Origin of the sequence: Brevibacillus borstelensis (assembly GCF_037834415.1) — a bacterium.
GTDB lineage: Bacteria > Bacillota > Bacilli > Brevibacillales > Brevibacillaceae > Brevibacillus > Brevibacillus borstelensis_A.
Genome location: NZ_JAUMSJ010000001.1, coordinates 163,909 through 183,059, shown reverse-complemented (window position 1 = coordinate 183,059; position 19,151 = coordinate 163,909). Strand labels below are relative to the sequence as shown.

General features: G+C 52.0%; 17 protein-coding genes and 1 pseudogene. 10 read left to right on the top strand and 8 right to left on the bottom strand.

Annotation, left to right across the window (positions count from 1 at the left end; all coding sequences use genetic code 11):
* Positions 1–9: 9 nt before the first annotated feature.
* The gene (locus tag Q3F21_RS00860; RefSeq protein WP_340249167.1) at positions 10–1,656 is read right to left on the bottom strand and encodes a dynamin family protein; all 1,647 of its coding nucleotides are present in this window, start codon (positions 1,654–1,656) and stop codon (positions 10–12) included.
* Positions 1,657–1,863: 207 nt separating this feature from the next.
* Between Q3F21_RS00860 and Q3F21_RS00855 the strand changes: the two genes are divergently transcribed.
* From Q3F21_RS00855 to Q3F21_RS00835, 5 genes are all read left to right on the top strand, one after another.
* Positions 1,864–3,447: a spore germination protein gene (locus tag Q3F21_RS00855; RefSeq protein WP_340249164.1), complete on the top strand. Its 1,584-nt coding sequence runs from the start codon at positions 1,864–1,866 to the stop codon at positions 3,445–3,447.
* A complete protein-coding gene (locus tag Q3F21_RS00850; RefSeq protein ID WP_340249162.1) occupies positions 3,444–4,550 on the top strand; it encodes an endospore germination permease in 1,107 nt (368 codons plus the stop codon). Before Q3F21_RS00855 ends, Q3F21_RS00850 begins: the two co-directional genes overlap by 4 nt.
* Positions 4,543–5,769: a Ger(x)C family spore germination protein gene (locus Q3F21_RS00845; protein ID WP_340249159.1), complete on the top strand. Its 1,227-nt coding sequence runs from the start codon at positions 4,543–4,545 to the stop codon at positions 5,767–5,769. The genes Q3F21_RS00850 and Q3F21_RS00845 overlap by 8 nt, the downstream gene beginning before the upstream one ends.
* 12 nt (positions 5,770–5,781) lie before the next feature.
* Complete coding sequence (locus tag Q3F21_RS00840; protein WP_340249156.1) at positions 5,782–5,943, top strand: hypothetical protein; 162 nt, start codon at positions 5,782–5,784, stop codon at positions 5,941–5,943.
* Between the two features lie 105 nt (positions 5,944–6,048).
* Complete coding sequence (locus Q3F21_RS00835) at positions 6,049–6,573, top strand: DJ-1/PfpI/YhbO family deglycase/protease (protein WP_340249153.1); 525 nt, start codon at positions 6,049–6,051, stop codon at positions 6,571–6,573.
* 147 nt (positions 6,574–6,720) lie between these two features.
* Here the strand turns inward: Q3F21_RS00835 and Q3F21_RS00830 are convergent, their stop codons facing one another.
* Positions 6,721–8,865, bottom strand: coding sequence for a heavy metal translocating P-type ATPase (locus tag Q3F21_RS00830; protein ID WP_340249591.1), 2,145 nt, complete (start codon positions 8,863–8,865; stop codon positions 6,721–6,723).
* Between the two features lie 431 nt (positions 8,866–9,296).
* Positions 9,297–9,668 (bottom strand): metalloregulator ArsR/SmtB family transcription factor, encoded by a 372-nt coding sequence (locus Q3F21_RS00825; protein WP_340249151.1) that lies wholly within the window; start codon positions 9,666–9,668, stop codon positions 9,297–9,299.
* A 295-nt stretch (positions 9,669–9,963) separates the two neighbouring features.
* Between Q3F21_RS00825 and Q3F21_RS00820 the strand changes: the two genes are divergently transcribed.
* The 5 genes and pseudogenes from Q3F21_RS00820 to Q3F21_RS00800 all read left to right on the top strand — a co-directional run.
* Positions 9,964–10,206, top strand: a complete 243-nt coding sequence (locus tag Q3F21_RS00820; protein ID WP_340249590.1) for a FeoA family protein — start codon at positions 9,964–9,966, stop codon at positions 10,204–10,206.
* 4 nt (positions 10,207–10,210) lie between these two features.
* Entirely contained in the window at positions 10,211–10,939 is a 729-nt protein-coding gene (locus Q3F21_RS00815; RefSeq protein ID WP_340249148.1) for a FeoB small GTPase domain-containing protein, read from the top strand.
* On the top strand, positions 10,917–12,323 hold the full coding sequence (locus Q3F21_RS00810) for a nucleoside recognition domain-containing protein (RefSeq protein ID WP_340249146.1): 1,407 nt from the start codon (positions 10,917–10,919) through the stop codon (positions 12,321–12,323). The genes Q3F21_RS00815 and Q3F21_RS00810 overlap by 23 nt, the downstream gene beginning before the upstream one ends.
* A gap of 187 nt (positions 12,324–12,510) precedes the next feature.
* Entirely contained in the window at positions 12,511–13,371 is an 861-nt protein-coding gene (locus Q3F21_RS00805; protein WP_340249144.1) for a HipA family kinase, read from the top strand.
* Positions 13,372–13,561: 190 nt separating this feature from the next.
* Positions 13,562–13,699: pseudogene (locus tag Q3F21_RS00800) on the top strand (IS3 family transposase); the annotation flags it as partial.
* A 27-nt stretch (positions 13,700–13,726) separates the two neighbouring features.
* Here the strand turns inward: Q3F21_RS00800 and Q3F21_RS00795 are convergent.
* From Q3F21_RS00795 to Q3F21_RS00775, 5 genes are all read right to left on the bottom strand, one after another.
* Entirely contained in the window at positions 13,727–14,284 is a 558-nt protein-coding gene (locus tag Q3F21_RS00795) for a nitroreductase family protein (RefSeq protein WP_340249141.1), read from the bottom strand.
* Positions 14,281–15,156 carry an ABC transporter substrate-binding protein gene (locus Q3F21_RS00790; protein WP_340249139.1) on the bottom strand — a complete coding sequence of 292 codons (876 nt, stop codon included), beginning with the start codon at positions 15,154–15,156 and terminating at the stop codon, positions 14,281–14,283. Before Q3F21_RS00790 ends, Q3F21_RS00795 begins: the two co-directional genes overlap by 4 nt.
* A 224-nt stretch (positions 15,157–15,380) precedes the next feature.
* Complete coding sequence (locus tag Q3F21_RS00785; RefSeq protein ID WP_340249136.1) at positions 15,381–16,403, bottom strand: FecCD family ABC transporter permease; 1,023 nt, start codon at positions 16,401–16,403, stop codon at positions 15,381–15,383.
* A complete protein-coding gene (locus Q3F21_RS00780) occupies positions 16,403–17,440 on the bottom strand; it encodes a FecCD family ABC transporter permease (protein WP_340249134.1) in 1,038 nt (345 codons plus the stop codon). Before Q3F21_RS00780 ends, Q3F21_RS00785 begins: the two co-directional genes overlap by 1 nt.
* A 161-nt stretch (positions 17,441–17,601) precedes the next feature.
* A complete protein-coding gene (locus Q3F21_RS00775; protein WP_340249132.1) occupies positions 17,602–19,122 on the bottom strand; it encodes an AraC family transcriptional regulator in 1,521 nt (506 codons plus the stop codon).
* Between the last annotated feature and the right edge of the window lie 29 nt (positions 19,123–19,151).

The following is a 19,151-nucleotide window of genomic DNA, read 5'->3' as shown; positions in this document are numbered from 1 at the left end:
GATTGAAAGTTACGCTCCTTCACGCAAAATCGCTTGCAGTCGTTGCCCTGCAGCCTGCTCCATCGCAGCAAGCTGCTCCAGGCGGGCGTGGATCTGCATCAGTTCACGAAGCACCTCGAGCTGCTTTTGCAGTGCCATGCTTTCCTGTTCGGTCTGCTTCCTGATGAGCGCTGCTACCTGGTCGATCAAGCCCAATCCGGCACGGCGGTATTCTGTCTTGATACCCCCCGAAATGTCCGAACAGTAATTCATGACATACTCGCGAGTACTCGCCCCATCCTTGACGTGGGAGGCGAGAAACTCGGCTGTTACCTCGATCGTCGTGGCGTAGACTGCGGCATGATAAGCCTCGTCACGCAGGTCAAATTGCTGCGGGAATTTGCTGAGCAGCTCCTTGAAGTGAAAATCGAGATTGGCCGCTACCTTTTCGCGGAAGTCAGCGAGCAGTACGTCCAATCTTCTCGCCCGCTCTTCCTCTGTCTTTTTCCCGGAAAAGAACAACCCCGTCTTGAAGCCCGGCTTGCGGCTTTCCAAATACTGTTCCGCTGCCTCGTTCGTGCTGTAATAAGTGAGGCGGGCATTGTCCAGCAGCGCCCCCAGCTCTTTTTCCATCTGTTTGCGCGCCTTGTCCACCCGGCTCTCCAGTTCGCTTGCTGCTTCCTCGGCTGTTTGCAAAGCGCTCTTTACCTGACCGGCATCCCGGCTGTCCAAAGAGGGCAGCTGCAGCTCATCCAGCCTGTTTTCCAACTCCTGGCGCACGGCGGCGTTCTGTCTGCGCAGCACTTGTACGTGTTCCTCGATCAAATGCTCGGCGGCGTCCGCCACCGTTTTGCTGACCAGCTGTTCGCGGTCCGCGATCAGCTGCTCCAGCATCGCCCGGAAAGCTTCGTACTGGTTTTCCTCGTGGTCAGGCTCGGCGAGCGATGTGTAAAAGATCCCGTCCGGTACGATGTTCCACGTCGCAAAAGCCTCTTCCACGCTCTCTTTATAGCTGTCAAAATCGAGCTCAAAATCGATATGCTTGTCAATCATATTTATAACCAGATAAACCGGCTTGCCCCGATCTTTCAACGCTTTGGTAAAATTGAAGTTCTCTTCTGCCTGCACATGGTTGTAATCCATCATGTAGATGACGACATCCCCCAAGTGCAAAGCCGACTCTGTCGCTATCTTGTGAGCTGCGTCCGTAGAGTCGATCCCGGGCGTATCCAGCAGGCTGGCCTGCTCATTCAGCAACGTTCCCGGATAGGAGACCTCCACCCACTCAACCGTATCGCCGTCAACGGCAAATTGCTTGAGCTTTTCCATTTCGGTGTCAGGATCAAAGGTCACAACGCCATTATTGCGGGTATACACGCGAGCCGCCTTTTCGCCGCCGCGGATTTTTACAACATTGGCACTTGTCGGAATCGGGTTGGAAGGCAAGAGACTGGCTCCCAACAGTGTATTGATCATCGTTGATTTACCGGCCGAAAAGTGGCCGCAAAAGGCAATATTCAACTCCGCTCCGCGCGTTTTCTCCGCGAGCTGGAGCAGTTTCCCCGGTGTCGCATCGTCCTTTGTCTCTTCAATAGACGACGCCATCCGTTCCAGTCGATCAGCAAGCTGGGCGAAATCCGCTGCCCGCTCCATGACGTGACTTTGCACCTGTACCATCCTCTCCATTCTCCTACTCTACCATGCCGAATGTATCATACCTCCCCCGGTTGATCAATTCTTTTGCGCGAAAGTTTCCATGGGAACTGTTTGCAAGCGATGGAAAAGCAATCCCCTTCCCGTGTAAGTGCCGCATACTTTCCTTTGAAATGGAAAAAATCCCAATAAGGACTTTCACATTTTTCCTGTTGGGGGGGGAGCTTCGGATTGTTTCGCAGGGTATGGGAGGAATGGAAAAACAAAACGCTAACGTCTCGACAGCAAAGAGGCAGCCAAACTGATCAACAAGCTTCCAATAAAAGTCCACTCTCCCTGCACTTGCAGGAAAATCTCGATACCATCAAACAGCTCCTCGGAAACCCGCAAGACCTGATTATCCGTCCATTCCTCATTGACAATAGCGGACGGGCATGTGCTGTGGCCTGTATCGATGGACTGGTTGACACCGATCTCGTTCACGACAAGGTGGTTAAACACATACAGCTGCTGATGTCTCCCGCCGGCAAAGCTATCCCCGCTTCCGATGAAGACATCATGACCTTTATGCTAGACGAAGTGTTGTCGATTATCGAAGTAAAAACCGGAAGCACCATGGAGGAAGTACTGGACGCGATGCTGGTGGGAGACACCGCCTTTTTCGTCGACGGTTCCAATAAAACTATTTTGATTGACAGCAGGGGCTGGGAGACGCGGGGGATCGAAGAACCTGTTTCCGAAGGTCTCGTACGCGGACCTCGCGACGGCTTCAACGAAAACATCAGGGACAATACAGTCCGCATCCGCCGGCGCGTGAGGGATCCCAAGCTTCGCTTCGACGCCACTCACGTGGGACAACGGAGCAAATCAGACCTGATCATCGCGTACATCGAAGACATCGCCAATCCCAATATCGTGGGCGAAATAAAACGGCGCATCGCCACCATCGACATCGACCAGGTGGAGGAATCCGGCTTCATCGAGCAGTGGATCGAGGATAATTTTTTGTCGCCGTTTCCGCAAGTGCAATACACGGAGCGGCCGGACAAAGTCGCATCGGGCTTGTTTCAGGGGCGGGTGGCCATTATCCTGGACGGCACGCCGATTGTGCTTTTGGCCCCGGTGACAATGGGCGTCCTGCTCCATTCTCCCGAGGATTTTTACGAACGGTGGATGGTCGGCTCTCTGGCGCGTTTGCTTCGTTACGTGGCCTCCTTCCTGGCTATCTTTTCTCCGGCCCTCTACATCGCGCTGGTTACCTTTCATCCCGGACTGATTCCTTCCGATCTCGCCTTTTCCATCGCCGCCACCAGGGACGGCGTTCCCTTTCCGGCAGTCGTCGAATCGCTGATCATGGTCACCACCATGGAACTGCTTCAGGAAGCGGGTTTGCGTCTGCCCAAGCCGATCGGACAAACGGTAGGCATCGTCGGAGGGCTTGTCATTGGCGAAGCGGCCGTTTCCGCCGGGATCGTCAGTCCGGTCATGGTCATTGTCGTGGCGATTACGGCCATCGCATCCTTTGCCATCCCCTCCTACAATCTCGCCATCGCTTTTCGGATGATCCGTTTCGGCGCCATGTTTGCCGCCGCCATGTTTGGACTCTACGGCGTGGTTCTGGCATTTATTCTCATGGTTACCCACCTGATCAATCTGACCAGCATAGGCGTGCCCTACCTGACACCGCTTGCGCCGCAGCTTGTTTCGGATTGGAAGGACTATATTTTGCGGGCTCCTGTCACTTTCTTCAAAAAACGGCCGGACATGCTGCAAACTAAAGACAAAACCCGCATGAAAGCAGGGAAATCGCAATGAACACCTTACCCTACGCGGATCAAAAGATTGGACAAAAAGAAATGGTGTTTATTGTCGCCAATATCGTCATCGGGGTGGGCATCCTCACATTCCCCCGGACATTGGCGGAAAAGACTGGTTCGATCGACGGGTGGATCTCCGTACTCATCTCCGGTCTCTTCGCATCGGTGGTCGGCTGGCTGCTCGGCAAATTGGCCAGCCGTTTTCCTGCGCATACATTTTTTGAGTATACGTCGCTGATCGTAACCCGGCCTGTCGCTCGGGTAATTACTTTTCTCGTCGGCGTATATTTCATGCTGTTTGTTTCTTTTGAAGTCAGGGCTCTCGGCAATATCGCCAAGCAGTATCTGTTTACAAATACTCCCGTCGAGATGATTACGCTCGCGTTCTTGCTGATCGTGCAATATGCGGTGGCCGGTTCACGGATGGCCCTGCTGAGACTGAACATGCTGTTTTTTCCGATTGTGCTTTTGATCATTTTTTTCGTGCAGCTATACACCGTCCAGATTCTGGAACTCGACAACATCAGACCGCTTTTTACCACCGGATTGGGAGCCCTTTTGCTAGGCTCGAAAGAGGTCAATCTATCGTTCTCCGGCTACGAGGTCGTCCTTTTTTACACCCTGCTGATGGCTCGGGCCCAGGACGCACCCAAGGCCGTTGTAAAAGGGCTCTTGATCCCCATATTCCTGTACCTGACCATCTACATCTTTGTCATTGGCGTATTTTCCACGGATGTAGTCAAGAATTTGACCTACCCGACGATTGAACTGGCAAAGGAAGTCGAGGTACCCGGAGGGTTTATCGAACGCATGGAATCACTCTTTTTCACGATCTGGATCATGACAATTTTCAATTCCTGCACGGTCTTTTTCGATCTGGCCATTTTCAACCTGGGGTCGATATTTCGGAAGGTCAGGAAGATCACCTGGATTTTGGTCATCTCCCCTCTGGTCTACATGATCTCGCTCTGGCCGCAAAATCTGGTGCAATTTTTCTCCTTGGGGGACCAGCTCGTCTATTTTGGAATATTCATCACGTACCTGGTCCCGCTTCTTCTCTTGCTGATCGCCAAATGGAGGGGAGTGCGTGGGGATGAATAAAAGCTGGGTCCGCCTTTTGACAGCTGTATTATCCGTCTCCTTTCTCTCGGGCTGCTGGGACCAGGTACAAATCGAGGAACGCGGCTTTGTCATCGGCGTAGGGATTGACTTACCGGCTTCCAAGGAGACAGAAAAGCAGACGGAAAGGGAAGCCCCCGACAAACCCAAAGGAAAGCGGCGGTATCTCGTCACGCATCAATTCGTGGTGCCTGGAGGACTTGTTTCCGCCTCGCAAGGCGGGAGCGGCAGCCAGAGCAGCACGAGCGATTCGTTCCAGAACCTTACGTCCGAAGGCGACTCTCTGTATGAAATATCGCGTGAATTGGCTGTCCGAACGAGCCGCTCGCCGTTTTACCAGCATCTCAAGGTAGTCATCGTCTCTGAAGAAGTGGCGAGATCACCCAATACATTTGCGGATGTGCTCGATTATTTTTTGCGCGACCCTGAGATGAGGAGGAGCAGCAAAGTTTTGATCGCCAAAGGAAAGGCCAAGCCTGTCCTGGAGGTGAGGCCCAAAACGGAAAAGCTCCCTTCTCTCTATATCAACTCCGTCGCGGAAAATACAAACCAAAATGCGCGCATGATTCCCGAGGTGCCATTGGGCGAAGTATATGAAGACATGATCAACGAGTTCAGTTTTGTCCTCCCCCGGATCGTAGCCGCCAACAATGAAGTAAAGGTGGCAGGGGCAGCCGTATTTCAAGGGCAGGGAAACCGGTTGATCGGCTTTCTCGGCGAGGAGGAGACGGAGGGCTTAAACTTTCTCACGGGCAACGTACAAGGTGGCCTCCTGAAAACGAAGGTGAGAGACAACCTCGTTATCTTTAATATTAAAGGGACGAAGCGGTCTATTCAGACCGACATAAGGGACAAAAAACATTTACGCTTTCAGGTCTTCATCGAGTGCGAGGGCGTAATCGCCGAGTCATTTGAGCGCCTTGACTTTATGGAACAGCGCATCATAGACAATCTCCAAAAGACCGTTGCGGCGGAAATCGAAAGACTTGCCCGGGATGCCATCCGCAAAGCTCAAAAGCAAATGAAAACAGACGTGTTGGGGCTGGGAACTCATATAAAGCAAACACATCCCGGGCTTTGGAAGCAAATCAAAGAAGATTGGGATCACGGCCGAAATCTGTTTGCTTCCAGCGATATAGAAGTGAAAGCCGTTGTCTACATCCGCAACGGAGGTTCGGTTAACAGGACGGAAATCCGCTAGGAGGATCGGTTTATGTTCAGAAAGCTGCTTGGTACTCTGCCGCCGTATTTGACGCTTTTCGGGGCAATTTTGACCATCTTGATCCCGTGGCTGCTTTACAAGGCGTCCCAAAAGCTGCATCAATACGGCGATCCGCCTTGGAAAAATGAAGGCTCCGGTCAGGAGAGGGACTGACCTCCCCCATTTTCCGGCTGACGAAAGCTTTCAAAGAACAGCGCAGGCCGATCTCGATTTCATGTATAATGGCTTACAGATACATCGTATGGGGGAGGTATGGTTATGCGGCTTTCCGGCAAAAAGATTTTATGCCTGGTTGATGAGGAATTCGAGGATTTGGAATTGTGGTACCCCATCTACAGAGTGCAGGAAGAAGGCGGGATCGTCCACCTGGCTGGCTCGGTCGGCGGCAAAAGCTACACGGGCAAGTACGGCGTGCCTGCAAAAGCCGATCTCGGGTTTGCAGACGTACTCATTGACGACTACGACGGTCTATTGGTACCTGGCGGCTGGGCGCCCGACAAGCTGAGGCGTTATCCCGAAGTGCTCGCCTTTGTACGCCGCATGAATGAACGGGAAAAGCCGATCGGACAGATCTGCCACGCGGGATGGGTCTTGATTTCCGCCAAAATCCTGGAAGGTCGCAAGGTCACCTCGACGCCGGGCATTCGCGACGATATGGAAAACGCGGGCGCGATTTGGCTGGATGAACCGGTCGTTGTAGACGGACATCTCGTTTCCAGCAGACGTCCGCCCGATCTGCCGGCTTACGCCAAAGCGTTTTGCGATCGCCTGGCAGGCGTATAATCGATTCCCTTGCATAATCAAAAGCCACCCCTGTGTTTCAGGAAGGTGGCTTTTGGTTTTGGAGATTGCCTTTCATCGTATGAAAATGTGCAATATGCCCGGCAAGAAGAACTCGCTTTTACAAGTGTTTTATGGGCAAAAGCGGCGTTACCCTCCATTCTTTGAACGGAGAAGCCGCATGCCGTTGGCGATCACGATCAGCGAACTCCCCGTGTCGGCGAGCACCGCCATCCACAGTGTCGAGTAGCCGAGCAGAATCATCAGCAGAAACACGACCTTGACGAGCAGGGAAAACGCGATGTTCTGCTTGATGATGCGAAGCGTCCGCCTGCTGAGGCCAATGGCGTAAGGCAGCTTGGACAAATCATCCGCCATCAGCGTGATATCCGCGGTCTCCATCGCCGTGTCGGAGCCGGCTCCGCCCATCGCGATCCCCACTGTGGCCGCAGCGAGAGCCGGAGCGTCGTTGACTCCATCCCCCACCATGGCTACTCCCTTCGAGGTGGACTGCCACTGCTGAATCGCGGAGAGCTTGTCGGCGGGGAGCAGTTCTGCCTTGCAATCGGTCAGACCCAATCGCTCGGCCACGGCACTCGCCGTCCCTTTGTTGTCTCCGGTCAGCATCGCTACCTGCTTCACGCCGAGCTCCCGCAGTTTGGCAACGACCGAAGCGCTCTCCTTCCGCAGCTGGTCCGCCAAGCCGATGAGGGCAATAGCCTTCTCTCCTGTACCAAGCAGCATCAGTGTCTGGCCTTTTTTCTGGCACTCCGCGATTTGCTCCTGTACCGAGTCAAGCGCTATTTGAAGCTCATCTTGAAACCAGCGAGGGTTGCCCAGATAGTAGTCGGTGCCATTTACGGTCGCTTTCACACCCCGTCCGGTCACAGACGCAAAGCCGGTGACTGGCATAGGCCTGGCTCCGATTTGCTTTGCCCGCCGCAAGATCGCTTTTGCCAAGGGGTGCTGCGACATCGCTTCCAGGGAAGCCGCAATCGTCAGAACTTCTCCCTCGTCTCTTCCCTCCAAGGGAATGACCGTCGTCACTTCGGGGGTCCCGACCGTAAGTGTGCCTGTTTTATCAAAAGCGATGGTGTTGATCGCCCCGAGTCGTTCGAGATGAACCCCGCCTTTGATCAAAATGCCGTGTCTGGCTGCGTTGCCGATCGCCGAGACGATGGAAACAGGCGTGGAAATCACCAGCGCGCACGGGCAAGCCACGACGAGCATCATCAATGCCCGGTAAAACCAAAGCTCGAACGGCTGCTGCAGGAACAAGGGAGGAACGATCGCGATCAACGCGGCAATCACGATCACCGCCGGCGTGTAATACTGCGAAAACACATCCACAAACCGTTGCGACGGAGCCTTTTGCGCCTGGGCTTCTTCTACCAGGTGGACGATCTTGGACAAGGTATTCTCCTCGAATCGCCTGGTGACCTTGATTTTGAGCGCGCCCTCCTCATTGATCGTACCGGCAAACACATCGTCGCCCACGTTCTTTTCGACGGGAACGGATTCTCCCGTGATTGGCGCCTGATTGACCGTAGACCCGCCCTCGACGACAGTACCGTCCATCGCGATCTTGTCGCCCGGCTTGACGAGGATCATTTCACCGACATGGATCGACTCGACGGGGACCCTCACCTCTCGCCCTTCCCGCACGACGGTCGCTTCCTCCGGAGCCAGCTTCATCAGACTGCGGAGAGAATGGCGGGTACGGTCCATCGTATAAGCCTCGAGGGTCTCCCCGAGTGAGAACAGGAAGACGACAGCCGCACCTTCCGCCCATTCGCCGATAGCCGCAGCGCCAAGAACGGCGATCGTCATCAAAAAGTCGATGCCGAGTGTCCTGGACTTCAAACCGTACAGGCCGCTTTTGGCAATGCGAAAACCGCCGATCACAATCGTCGCCGCATATAGCCAGGTGGTGACGCTCTCCGGCATGCCGGCCCACAGATCAAGCACCCACGCCACCAAAAAGACGGAGCCTGAGATCAGTGTCGTCCACGCCTTCTTGTTCTGCTGCCAGAAGCTCTTGTTTTCCAGTTGCTTCTTGTCTTTCTCAAGCACGGCGTCATAGCCGGCCTGTTTGACCGTCCGGACGATCGCCTCCTCGGCGCCCTGCTCGTGCAGCACGGTCATTTTTGCCGCGCCGAAATTGACGACTACTTGAGAGACGGACGCGAGCGCCCCTACCTTTTTCTCCAGACCGCGGGCACAGTCGGCGCAATCCATCCCGCTTATCCGATAGATTGTTCGTCGTCCGTCGCCCTGAACCTCCGCCAATGGCATCAGGTGATCCGGACCATTTTCCTCATCGTGCATATGATGATGCCCATCGTGCTGACCGTGGGAATGACTGTGCGAACTGCAGCATGAGGCATGCTGTAAGGCCGGGATGGCTTCGCTTCCGTTTGAGGCTGCCTCTACGAGCGTCTCTTGCTCAACGATGGACTCACAACAACCGGGTTTTCTGGACATCTCCAACACCCCAACATATGATTAATTGTTCATATTTAAATCTCACCCTTATCATATTTTTCCATAGATCGAAAAGTCAACACCCTTTTTTCTTCCTAAGAATATTTTGCAAAAATGGGCTGGTCGCTTTTTCGGCTGAAAGATGCGATATACCTGCATCTTCTCCTGTTTGACAATGCCTTCTTTCCCAATAAAAAAACCCGGTGAATACCGAGTTTTTGTCAAAACCTTTTCGATCTGCCTTATTCGTGCTTCAGATGCTGAAGTGTCTGAACAAAAATTTGTTCCATGTGATCATCATCCAAAGAGTAAAACACCGTCTTGCCCACCTTGCGCCTCTTGAGTATGCGCAAATTCCTCAAATAACGCAGCTGATGGGATACCGCGGACTGTCCCATTCCCAATGCCGTAGAGATATCGTGGACGCACAATTCCTGCTGCAGCAGCGCGTAAATGATTTTGACCCGCGTCGGATCTCCCAGTGCGCGGAAGAGATCGGCCAGTTCAACCGCCGTTTGATCATCTATCATTTTATCCTCAAGTCTTGCGGCGTCCAATGCCTCCGACCCTTGGCATGTATCATCGCATGCTTCCTGCATATCGCTTTGGCTCATCCAACACACCACCCTCATCAATAAACCCTCTTCAGCCAGTATAGCAAAATTCACGCAAGGTGTCGTCCGCGACGATTCAGTCAATGAATCGGCCCGGTATGTCGGCCGGACCTATCACACTTGAGCATACGAAAAAACAGCTCAACCGAAAAGTTGCATGAGGTAAACTTTTTGTTGCTAAGCGAAAATTATTGGTCTATACTAAATTCACGAAAGAAACATATCGATGATTGCTCATATGTAATAAGCAAGGAGCTATTTGCAGTGAGCGACAAGGAGGCAGGCGAGAGTGAGCATGTCAACACCAATCCGTTTACTGGACGCGAAAACCGGCACCAAGCTTCGCTTGACGAAGCTGGAGGTCACCGGCGTACTGCGAAGAAGATTGCTCGATCTGGGATTTGTGCCTGGCAACGTGGTAGAAGTCCTGCAGAAAAGCCCGCTCGGAGACCCGACTGCCTTTCGCGTTAACAATACAACGATTGCCCTCAGAAAAGAGGAAAGCAGTATGATCTACGCAGAATTGCTGGAGGTGTAATCACATGATGGAAAGAACGATTGCCCTGGCAGGAAATCCGAACACAGGGAAAAGCACGCTGTTCAACGCCCTGACCGGATTGTCCCAGCACACGGGAAACTGGGCCGGCAAAACCGTCACGATGGCAGCCGGTCATTTTGAGTACGAGGGCCAAGCTTACCGGATCATTGACCTTCCCGGTACGTATTCGCTGTATTCCAACTCCACTGACGAAGAAGTGGCGCGAAACTATATTATTCTGGAGAATCCGGACGTGACTGTTGTCGTCCTGGACGCGACTTCGCTGGAACGGAACCTCAATCTGGCGCTGCAGGTAATGGAAATGACCAACCGGGTCGTCATCTGCATCAATCTGATCGACGAAGCCATGCGTTTGGGCGTTCGGATCGATGTGGCAAAGCTCCAGGAGCGGCTGGGAGTTCCGGTTGTAACCATCTCGGCCCGGAAAAAGATCGGGATCGACGTCCTGCTTGAGAAAGTGGACCAGGTCGCGTCAGGAAAGCTGATCCCGAAGCCAGCACAGATCGAGTACAGTCAGGAAATCGAGGAGAAAATCAAGGCGCTGGAGCCTCACGTTGTCCGCATTTTGGGAAACCGATTCCCTCCGCGGTGGGTAGCGCTTCGCTTGCTTGACGGAGATACGGATCTCATCGCCACGCTGAAGGCCCCAGCCAGCATCCCGGTTGTTGAAGCCAGGGAGGTGATGCAGTTTGGGAACGCCTCTTGCCACTGAAAAACCGGACTCTCTGGATGCGCTTCTCGCTATGGCCCAAAGACTGGCAAACGGCGAGTCGATCCGCGACGAGATCGTCGGCGACATTTACAAAGCGACTCATTCCATCTGCCAGGAAGCCGTAACATATGAAGACAAAAAAAGACTGGAACAGACCTATCGCCTGGATCGGATCGTAACGTCTCCCATTTGGGGCTTCCCTATTATGCTGGCCATTCTCGGAGTGATCTTCTGGTTGACGATCGCCGGGGCCAACGTCCCCTCCTCCATGCTTGCCTCTCTGTTCGGCACGCTGGAAGACTATCTGACTGCCGGATTTGAGGCCGTTCATGCGCCGGATTGGCTGTACGGAGTATTGGTTCTGGGACTGTATCGGGGCACTTCCTGGGTCGTATCCGTCATGCTGCCGCCGATGGCGATTTTCTTTCCGATCTTCGCTTTATTGGAAAATTTTGGATATTTACCGCGGGTAGCCTTTAACATGGACCGTTTGTTCAAAAGCTCGGGCGGACACGGGAAGCAGGCCCTCACGATGTCCATGGGATTTGGCTGCAATGCCGCTGCTATCCTGTCGACACGCATTATCGAGTCGCCCCGCGAGAGAATGATTGCCATCCTGACCAACAATTTCGTTCCCTGCAACGGCAGATGGCCTACCCTGATCCTGCTGGCTTCCCTCTTCATGGCTGCTGGCGTCGCCAGCCAGTACAACACGCTTGTGACGGCTCTGGTGCTGATGGGAATGGTACTGCTCGGCATCATCGTGACTCTGGGCGTCTCCTGGATCTTGTCCAAGACTGCGCTGCGCGGGGTACCGACGCATTATACGCTGGAGCTGCCGCCGTTTCGCAGGCCGCAAATCCTGAAGACGGTGCTTCTCGCCTCCAAGGACAAATCGCTGAGCGTTCTCAACCGGGCGATTATTGTCGCGGCACCGGCAGGGATCATCACCTGGATCCTGGGCAACATCACCGTAGGGGATGCCAGCATCCTTGCGCACATGGCCTCCTTTTTCGATCCATTTGCCCATGCGCTCGGGCTGGACGGCTATATCATCATGGCCTTTCTGCTCGGCTTGCCTGCCAATGAAATCGTCCTGCCGATTCTTTTGATGGGCTATCTCTCTTCCGGAGCGATGGTCGATCTGGAAAGCACGGCAAACATCAAGGATATTTTCCTGGCACATGGCTGGACCTGGCTCACGGCGCTCAACATGATGCTGTTTTCACTGCTGCACTACCCTTGCGGAACTACGCTGTACAATATTTACAAAGAGACGAAAAGCGTCAAATGGACGGTACTTTCGGCAGTCATCCCGCTGTTCATCGCCATTGCGGTTACATTTGCGACAGCGCAGGCTGTACGTGCATTTGGCTGGTTATAACTCATTTCGGGCGGCCCCTTTGGCCGCCTTTCTTCATTTTCCCCCTCCAATTAATTATCCCCCTCCAATTGAGCTTGCAGAACATACACTGTAGGAAACTCGCTTAATTAGGAGGACCATTGTGGGAAGAAGGAAATGGAAATTCAAGAAAGTTTTTCGCAGCAGATTCGGAAGAGAAATATGGATCGTGAAAGACCGCGCGGGAACAAAGGGGTACTTTAAGTTTCCGGTCACTAAACAGTGGAAAAACTACCGCATCTTGCTCGCAAACGAATATATAGCAGCGGAGCTTGCCGGGCTTGTCGGGCTCCCCGCAGCCGGGGTAAAAGAAATCTCCGTGAAAGGACCAAAGGGGAGACGACCACGAGGAATCGTATCCTTGCGTGCGACGGCCCGTGAAGTCATTCCGTGGAAAAAGGCTTCGCCAGAGGTTCATCAGAACCCGGAGCGGCATGTGCAGCAGTCAGAGCTTTTGGCCCAGCTTGCCGTTTTCGACGCGTGGATCATGAACCCGGATCGGACCAACCGAAACCTGATCCTGTACCGGGATCAGCCTGAAGACCGCTACCGTTGGTACTTGATTGATCACGGTCTCGCTCTGTTTGGATCGCCAGAGAAGTGGAAGGCCAAAAGAGCAAAGCGATCGCAGGCAAGCGATACCCTCTTTCCCCGTACCAACAGAAGAAAAACGAAGCTGCGGGTTCCTGCCGGCTTAAAACGCTTCACATCGGAAAACCGCGCTGCCGTTTCGAAAATGATTGAAAAAATCCAGGCTTTATCCTCCCAGGATGTAAGCAAAGCGATCAAGAAGGTGCCGCCAACATACTTGAAGAGATTAGAGAAGGACTATATCAAGCGGGTATTGCGCTCCAGACAAAAAATGTTGCCAGCGTTCATGGAAGAAGTATTGGCAAAAATCGACAAAAATCGAGCCTGCCGCCCTGAAGCCGGGCCGGGAACGGGAGGGATGCGAAAACAAAAAAAGATGAGAAACAGGAGTTTAGCCGCTGTTTCCCACCTTGCAAACAATATGTATTGGTGCCGATAGAGGGACTTGACCCCCCCCACGGTTTCCCTCACGATTTCAAGTCTCGAGCGTTATTATAACACATGTGGAAATGAAGTCAAGGAAGAAGAATTTAAAACCCGCGAAAAGCCTTGTAAAATCAAGGTTTTTCACGGGTTTTTCTAGTATAAACTGTATGCATGTGTCGTCATGTAACGATTCGCCGATCCAGAACGAGCTGGACCGTAAGTTTACGAAAGAAGAACCGCTGAAAGCCGTTGTGAGTGACTTAACGTATGTTCGGGTCGCAAACAAATGGCACTATATTTGCTTGCTCATGGACTTGTTTAACCGGGAAATCATTGACCACCTAACCTATTCTAGTCGAACCGTTGAATTACGAATTCGTCGAATCACGTATAACCGTCAGCTTTTCTTCAGCCGGTGTTCGCTGTACTGCAGGTGGAATTACTTCTGGATAGCCGATTTGCAGCAATCCAATCAATTTTTCGTCCGGCTTCACGCCTATGCTCTGCCTGAATCCTGGCTGATAGGTGAACGGCTCGGTAAGCCAGACGGCGCCTAACCCCCGTTCCCATGCAGCCAATTGAAAATTTTGTATCAATGCGGCACAGGCGAAGACATCTTCGTCCCACTCCCGCTGCCGTTCGTCCTCCCGAACGCTAACCGCCAAATAGGCTGGAACTTTCATAAGCATGTCCGGATCACGGCGCTTGACTGCATTATGAATAATAGCTTCAACGACTGTTTTTTTCCCTTCACCAACAAATAATGTGAATCGCCATGGTTCGCGAATCCGATGATTTGGCGCCCAGACCGCAACATTTAACAGCTCACAAATCAATTCTTCAGAAACAGGATCCGGTTTGAACTTCTTGATGGACCGTCGCTCCCGGATAATTTGAGCGACAGGAAAATATTCCGTTGTCTTCATTTCCCAAGATGCTCCTTGATCGCTTCGAGTCCTGCAATCTGTCCGAGGAAAAATGTATCGCCAACCAACGTGTCAACAGAATAGACCTGGTTGTTCTTTACGGCTTTAAGATTTTTCCACACCGGGTTATCCGTCCAAATATTAACCAATCCCTGCGGGTCATCCGGATTCATCTGCCTGCGGTTTTCGGCAATAAAGATATGATCGGCACCGAATTCGTTCAAGGCTTCAATCCCGATTCGTCCGCCGATTTTGCCCTCTTCAGGCAAGCCTTTCACCGATTCCAAACCTACTTCCTCATAAAATATCGGAAAGTTTGTCGGGTGGATAACGGTAAAATCTTTCCCGTTGGATATTAGAAATAATACCGTCTCTCCTTGATGCTTGGCTGCCGCAGCTTTTGCTTCTTCTTTCAGCCTCTTAAAGTCGGCGATCACTTCTTTCGCCTTGTCTTCCTTGCCCAGAAGTTCCGCGAATTTCATCAGACGCCCCGGGGCATCCAGCGAATAATCGATAACAACGGTATCCGCCATTTTGTTAAACTCTTCGAATCTGTCTGCCTTCCCCGTACTGCTGATGACAATCAGATCCGGGTCCATCTCCAGCAATGTTTCCAGGTTTGTTTTGCTGCCCAGATCGACGACATTTTTTCCTTCCGCGTATTTCGCAAAAATCGGGGACTTCTCTTTCGTTCCAAAGCCTTCAGAAACGATCGGCGTTTCATCCAGAACGAGCAGATAGTCCGTCGCCATAATATCGACACTGGCGATTCGTTCGGGTTTTTTCTTCAGTTCGAGTTCTCCCATCACATGTTGTATTTTGCGCGGAAACGGTTGAATCTCTGCCTGTTGTTGTTCCGGTGCTTCTGACACCCGCGGTGTTCCATCCTTTCCTGCGGTATTTTCATTCCCTCCACCGCAAGCCGTTAATACAAACGAAATTATTAGAACAGCAAGTAAACCTGCGAACAGTTTGGATATTTGCATTCGTATGTAAACTCCCTTTCTGATAAATTGACAAAAGAAATGGTTCTACCGTCTTAAAAGCCCAGTGCGTTTCTTTAGAGTGATATGAAAATAGCTTTCCATGCTGCGCGTTATCTGGATTTCATCAACAAATAAATAAAATAAGGACCGCCTAATAGGGAAATGATCACACCTGCTGGAACTTCCGTGTACTCCATAAAGCTTCGGCCAATCGTATCTCCCGTTAGTACCAGCAATGCGCCAACTGTTGCCGTAATGGGCAGCATATATTGATGCTGCGGACCAACCAGCCTTCGTGCAATATGCGGACCGAGCAACCCGACAAAGCCGACTCCGCCGCCGACAGCTACACTGGATGCGGCCAAGCCAACCGCTGCAGCCATGAGCACGAGACGCTCCCGTTGAATCTTTACCCCAAGGCTTCCCGCGATTTGCTCATTCATGCCAAGGATGTTCATTACTTTCGATTTCCAATATACAAAAGGCAGCAGGATTACAATCCAAGGCAGCAGTGCCAAAACAAACTTCCAGTTCGATCCCCACAGCGATCCCATTTGCCAAGTGACGACAAATTCGAGGTTGCGGGGATTTAACTGCAGGGTCAATATGATGCTGATCGCGCTCAGCCCCGCCCCCGTCGCAATCCCGGTCAATAGAAGCCGAGTGGGAGAAATGCCGTGTCCTTTTTTATAGGAAAGAATATAGATCAATCCGGCGGTCAACCCAGCGCCAACCATGGCCAAAAAAGGCATCAGGAATGGGGGCGCAACACTTGTGGCTGGATAGAATGACACAAACAGCAGGACGGCGAGGCCCGCACCGGAGTTAATTCCCAGAATACCGGGATCGGATAATCCGTTGCGCGAAATCCCTTGCAGGACAGCTCCCGATACAGCTAGCCCCGCCCCCATCAAAACAGCGATGACCATCCTTGGCAGGCGCAGATCGAACAGTACGATATTTTGTTTTTTCGATCCGTCTCCCAACAGGGTCTGCAGTACCGCAAGCGGCTTAATACTATAGCGCCCTGTATTCAGGCTGATGACAAAACCAACCATTAATAATGCCGCAAACAGGGCAATCAGCAGGATGCTGCGATTTCTCTTTTTATATGAAAACAGGTCGTCCTCCACTATAGCTCCCTCCTTTCCTTGCGAGCCAGGTAAAGGAAAAAGGGAACACCCAATACGGCAATAATAGCGCCAAGCGGCGTCTCATACGGCAGAGCGATCAGTTTGGCGCCGATGTCGGCGAACACGACCAGCGTTCCGCCCATAATGGCAGAACAAGGAATAATCCAGCGATAATCAACGCCGACCAAAAAGCGGACCATATGAGGAATGATTAGGCCGATAAAGCCAACTCCCCCGACCGTGGATACGGAAGCTCCGGCCAGCACCATAACGACAACGGTGCCTATGCCTTTAACCAGACGAGTCCGCTGACCGAGGCCTGCAGCGACATCCTCTCCCAGGCTTAGCACTGTAATGGACCGAGAGATCAGCATGGCTGCAATCAACCCTCCGATAATCCACGGCAGCATGACGGAAACCTGAAACCATTCTGCGGTCGAGATGCCGCCCGCTGACCAGAAGGCCAAGTCATAATGAATCTGAAAAAGCAGCGACAAAGCCTGGCTCACTCCTGTAATGAGCGAACCGACGACGGCTCCGGCCAGCACCAGCTTCAGCGGAGATAACCCGCCTCTCGACATGAAGGCAATGCCGTATACAAGCAATGCACCCAGCCCGGCCCCCAGAAAAGAGAATAGAATAATAAACTTAAAGGGCAGCCAGGGTACAAATGCGAACACCAGCACGATGACAAAGCCTGCTCCTGCGTTAATCCCCAACAAGCCCGTATCGGCAATCGGATTTCGCGTCATTCCCTGCATGATAGCCCCGGCCACGGCAAATGCCGCCCCCACCAGCACGCCAGCCAGCGCTCGCGGCATGCGCAGCTGCTGGATTATCACATGATGGTCGTTACTTGCGTCATAAGCAACGATCGAATACCAGACGGTACTAAACGAAATATTAGCCACTCCCGTAACAATGGAAGCGCCGATACCGAACACAATGGCGAGCAGGCCCGCGAAAATAATAGCGGTTGCTGCCCACGGACGAGTTCGGATCGGTGTTTCATGGAGCAATGTCTGCGATGGGCTCATCGGTATGCCAATCCTCCGTCAATATCAATGAGTGAATTACAATCATCTTTTCTCCCCTCTTTTTACTGATATTGATATTCATTATCAACACAATTGTACAATAATCCATTAAAAATGATATGGAGAATCCTATTTATTTTGTTGTACATTTCTCCGGCCGCCTAATCGGAAAAATGCGCAAGCGCTTCGCTCAGCATATGTTCGTGACCTAATGCAGAATAATGGAACCAGGGATAAACTTTGGTATGATGGACATTCCCGTTCAGGGAAGCTTCATCGTAACCGCTCTGGCATCCATCATGAAAAAGCAGGATATGGTCTGCCTGGAAACCGTTCAACTCCTTCAGTGTACCAAGATCTGTGAATGAGAAGCGATACGTATCGGCAGGCGCATTCATTTGCAGATCACCGTATAAGAACTTGCCGATTTTGCGCCGGTTGGCTCCAAACACTCTGATTCCATCCTTCGATACTCTGGCGGCCAGTACGGTTTCGTAGCGGATTTTTTGAAAAATCCGTTCTTGCGCTGCGGCGACTTTCTGATCGAACTGGATCAGCCATCGCTCCGCTACCTCCTCAATCCCGATGATTGCTGCAATTTCCATCAAATGGTCGCGCCAGGAGGCCGGCTTAAGCGTCAATAACCGGGCAGGCGCGATTTCAGCGAAATATTCAAGCCATAACGTATCCTTATTTGTTCCAATGATCATATCAGGCCTGATCTTGCGCAGTCGATTCAGATCGAAGCCTTCTGCCCTGATCCGCATGTAGGGGGACTTCTGATCATGCTGGTTCCAGAACGGAACAAGACTTTCGGCCGGAACCTTAAGCGCCAGGAGATTCTCCCAAATCGTAGGATGAAGCACCGCTATTCTTCTTCTCAGGGATTTCGCATAGTGGACAGGCGCGACTCCTGTTGTTTTTTTGAATGTCCGGCTGAAGTAGCCGACATCTTGATATCCGACGATTTGCGCTACATCGCCAACTTTGACATCTTCGGTTGCCAGCAGCTGGCATGCTTTATCTATTCTTTTTTGCGTAATATACTGCTGAGGACTTAGGGAAGTATGTTTTTTGAATTTATGATAAAAAACGCTTGGCGTCATTCCAGAGGCACGCGCTATCTTCTCTACCTGAAATGGCTCTGCAAAGTGTTTGTCCATATGTTCCAGCACATGCCGCAGATGAGCCCCGGGATCGGGTTGACCTGCGCTTCGGGACAAGCTTGACAGGAACGCTTGCAAAAACTCCATAAAGCTTAGCTGCAGCAAAGCAGACTTATCTGAAGACTTTCGGAAGCAATGATAAAGCTCCTTCATCCGGTGAAGGATGATCGAACAAGGATGAACATGAATTCTCCCTTGCAGGGGCAGGGGAGTATCCGCAATCTGCCATTGATCCCCCTCCCTGAAAGCTCTGGCAGAGGAAAATACGACACAGTAAATGGATGCCGAATTGGTCATGGGTTCAATCAACCCTTCATCAGAGCCAGGGGGAAGCACATACAGTTCTCCTTTCTCCAATTGATCCATGGCAGGCGGAAAATAAAATCTTGCACTTCCGTTCGCTATAAGAAAAATGCGTTGTTCCCGTCCGGTAACGGGAATGATGCAGGCATCATTAGAAAAATACTGAACATCTGCTACATCAAACACATTTGGCATATTATCCGTCCCTTTCATGATTCTCCATTCCTTTCACAAGAAAACGG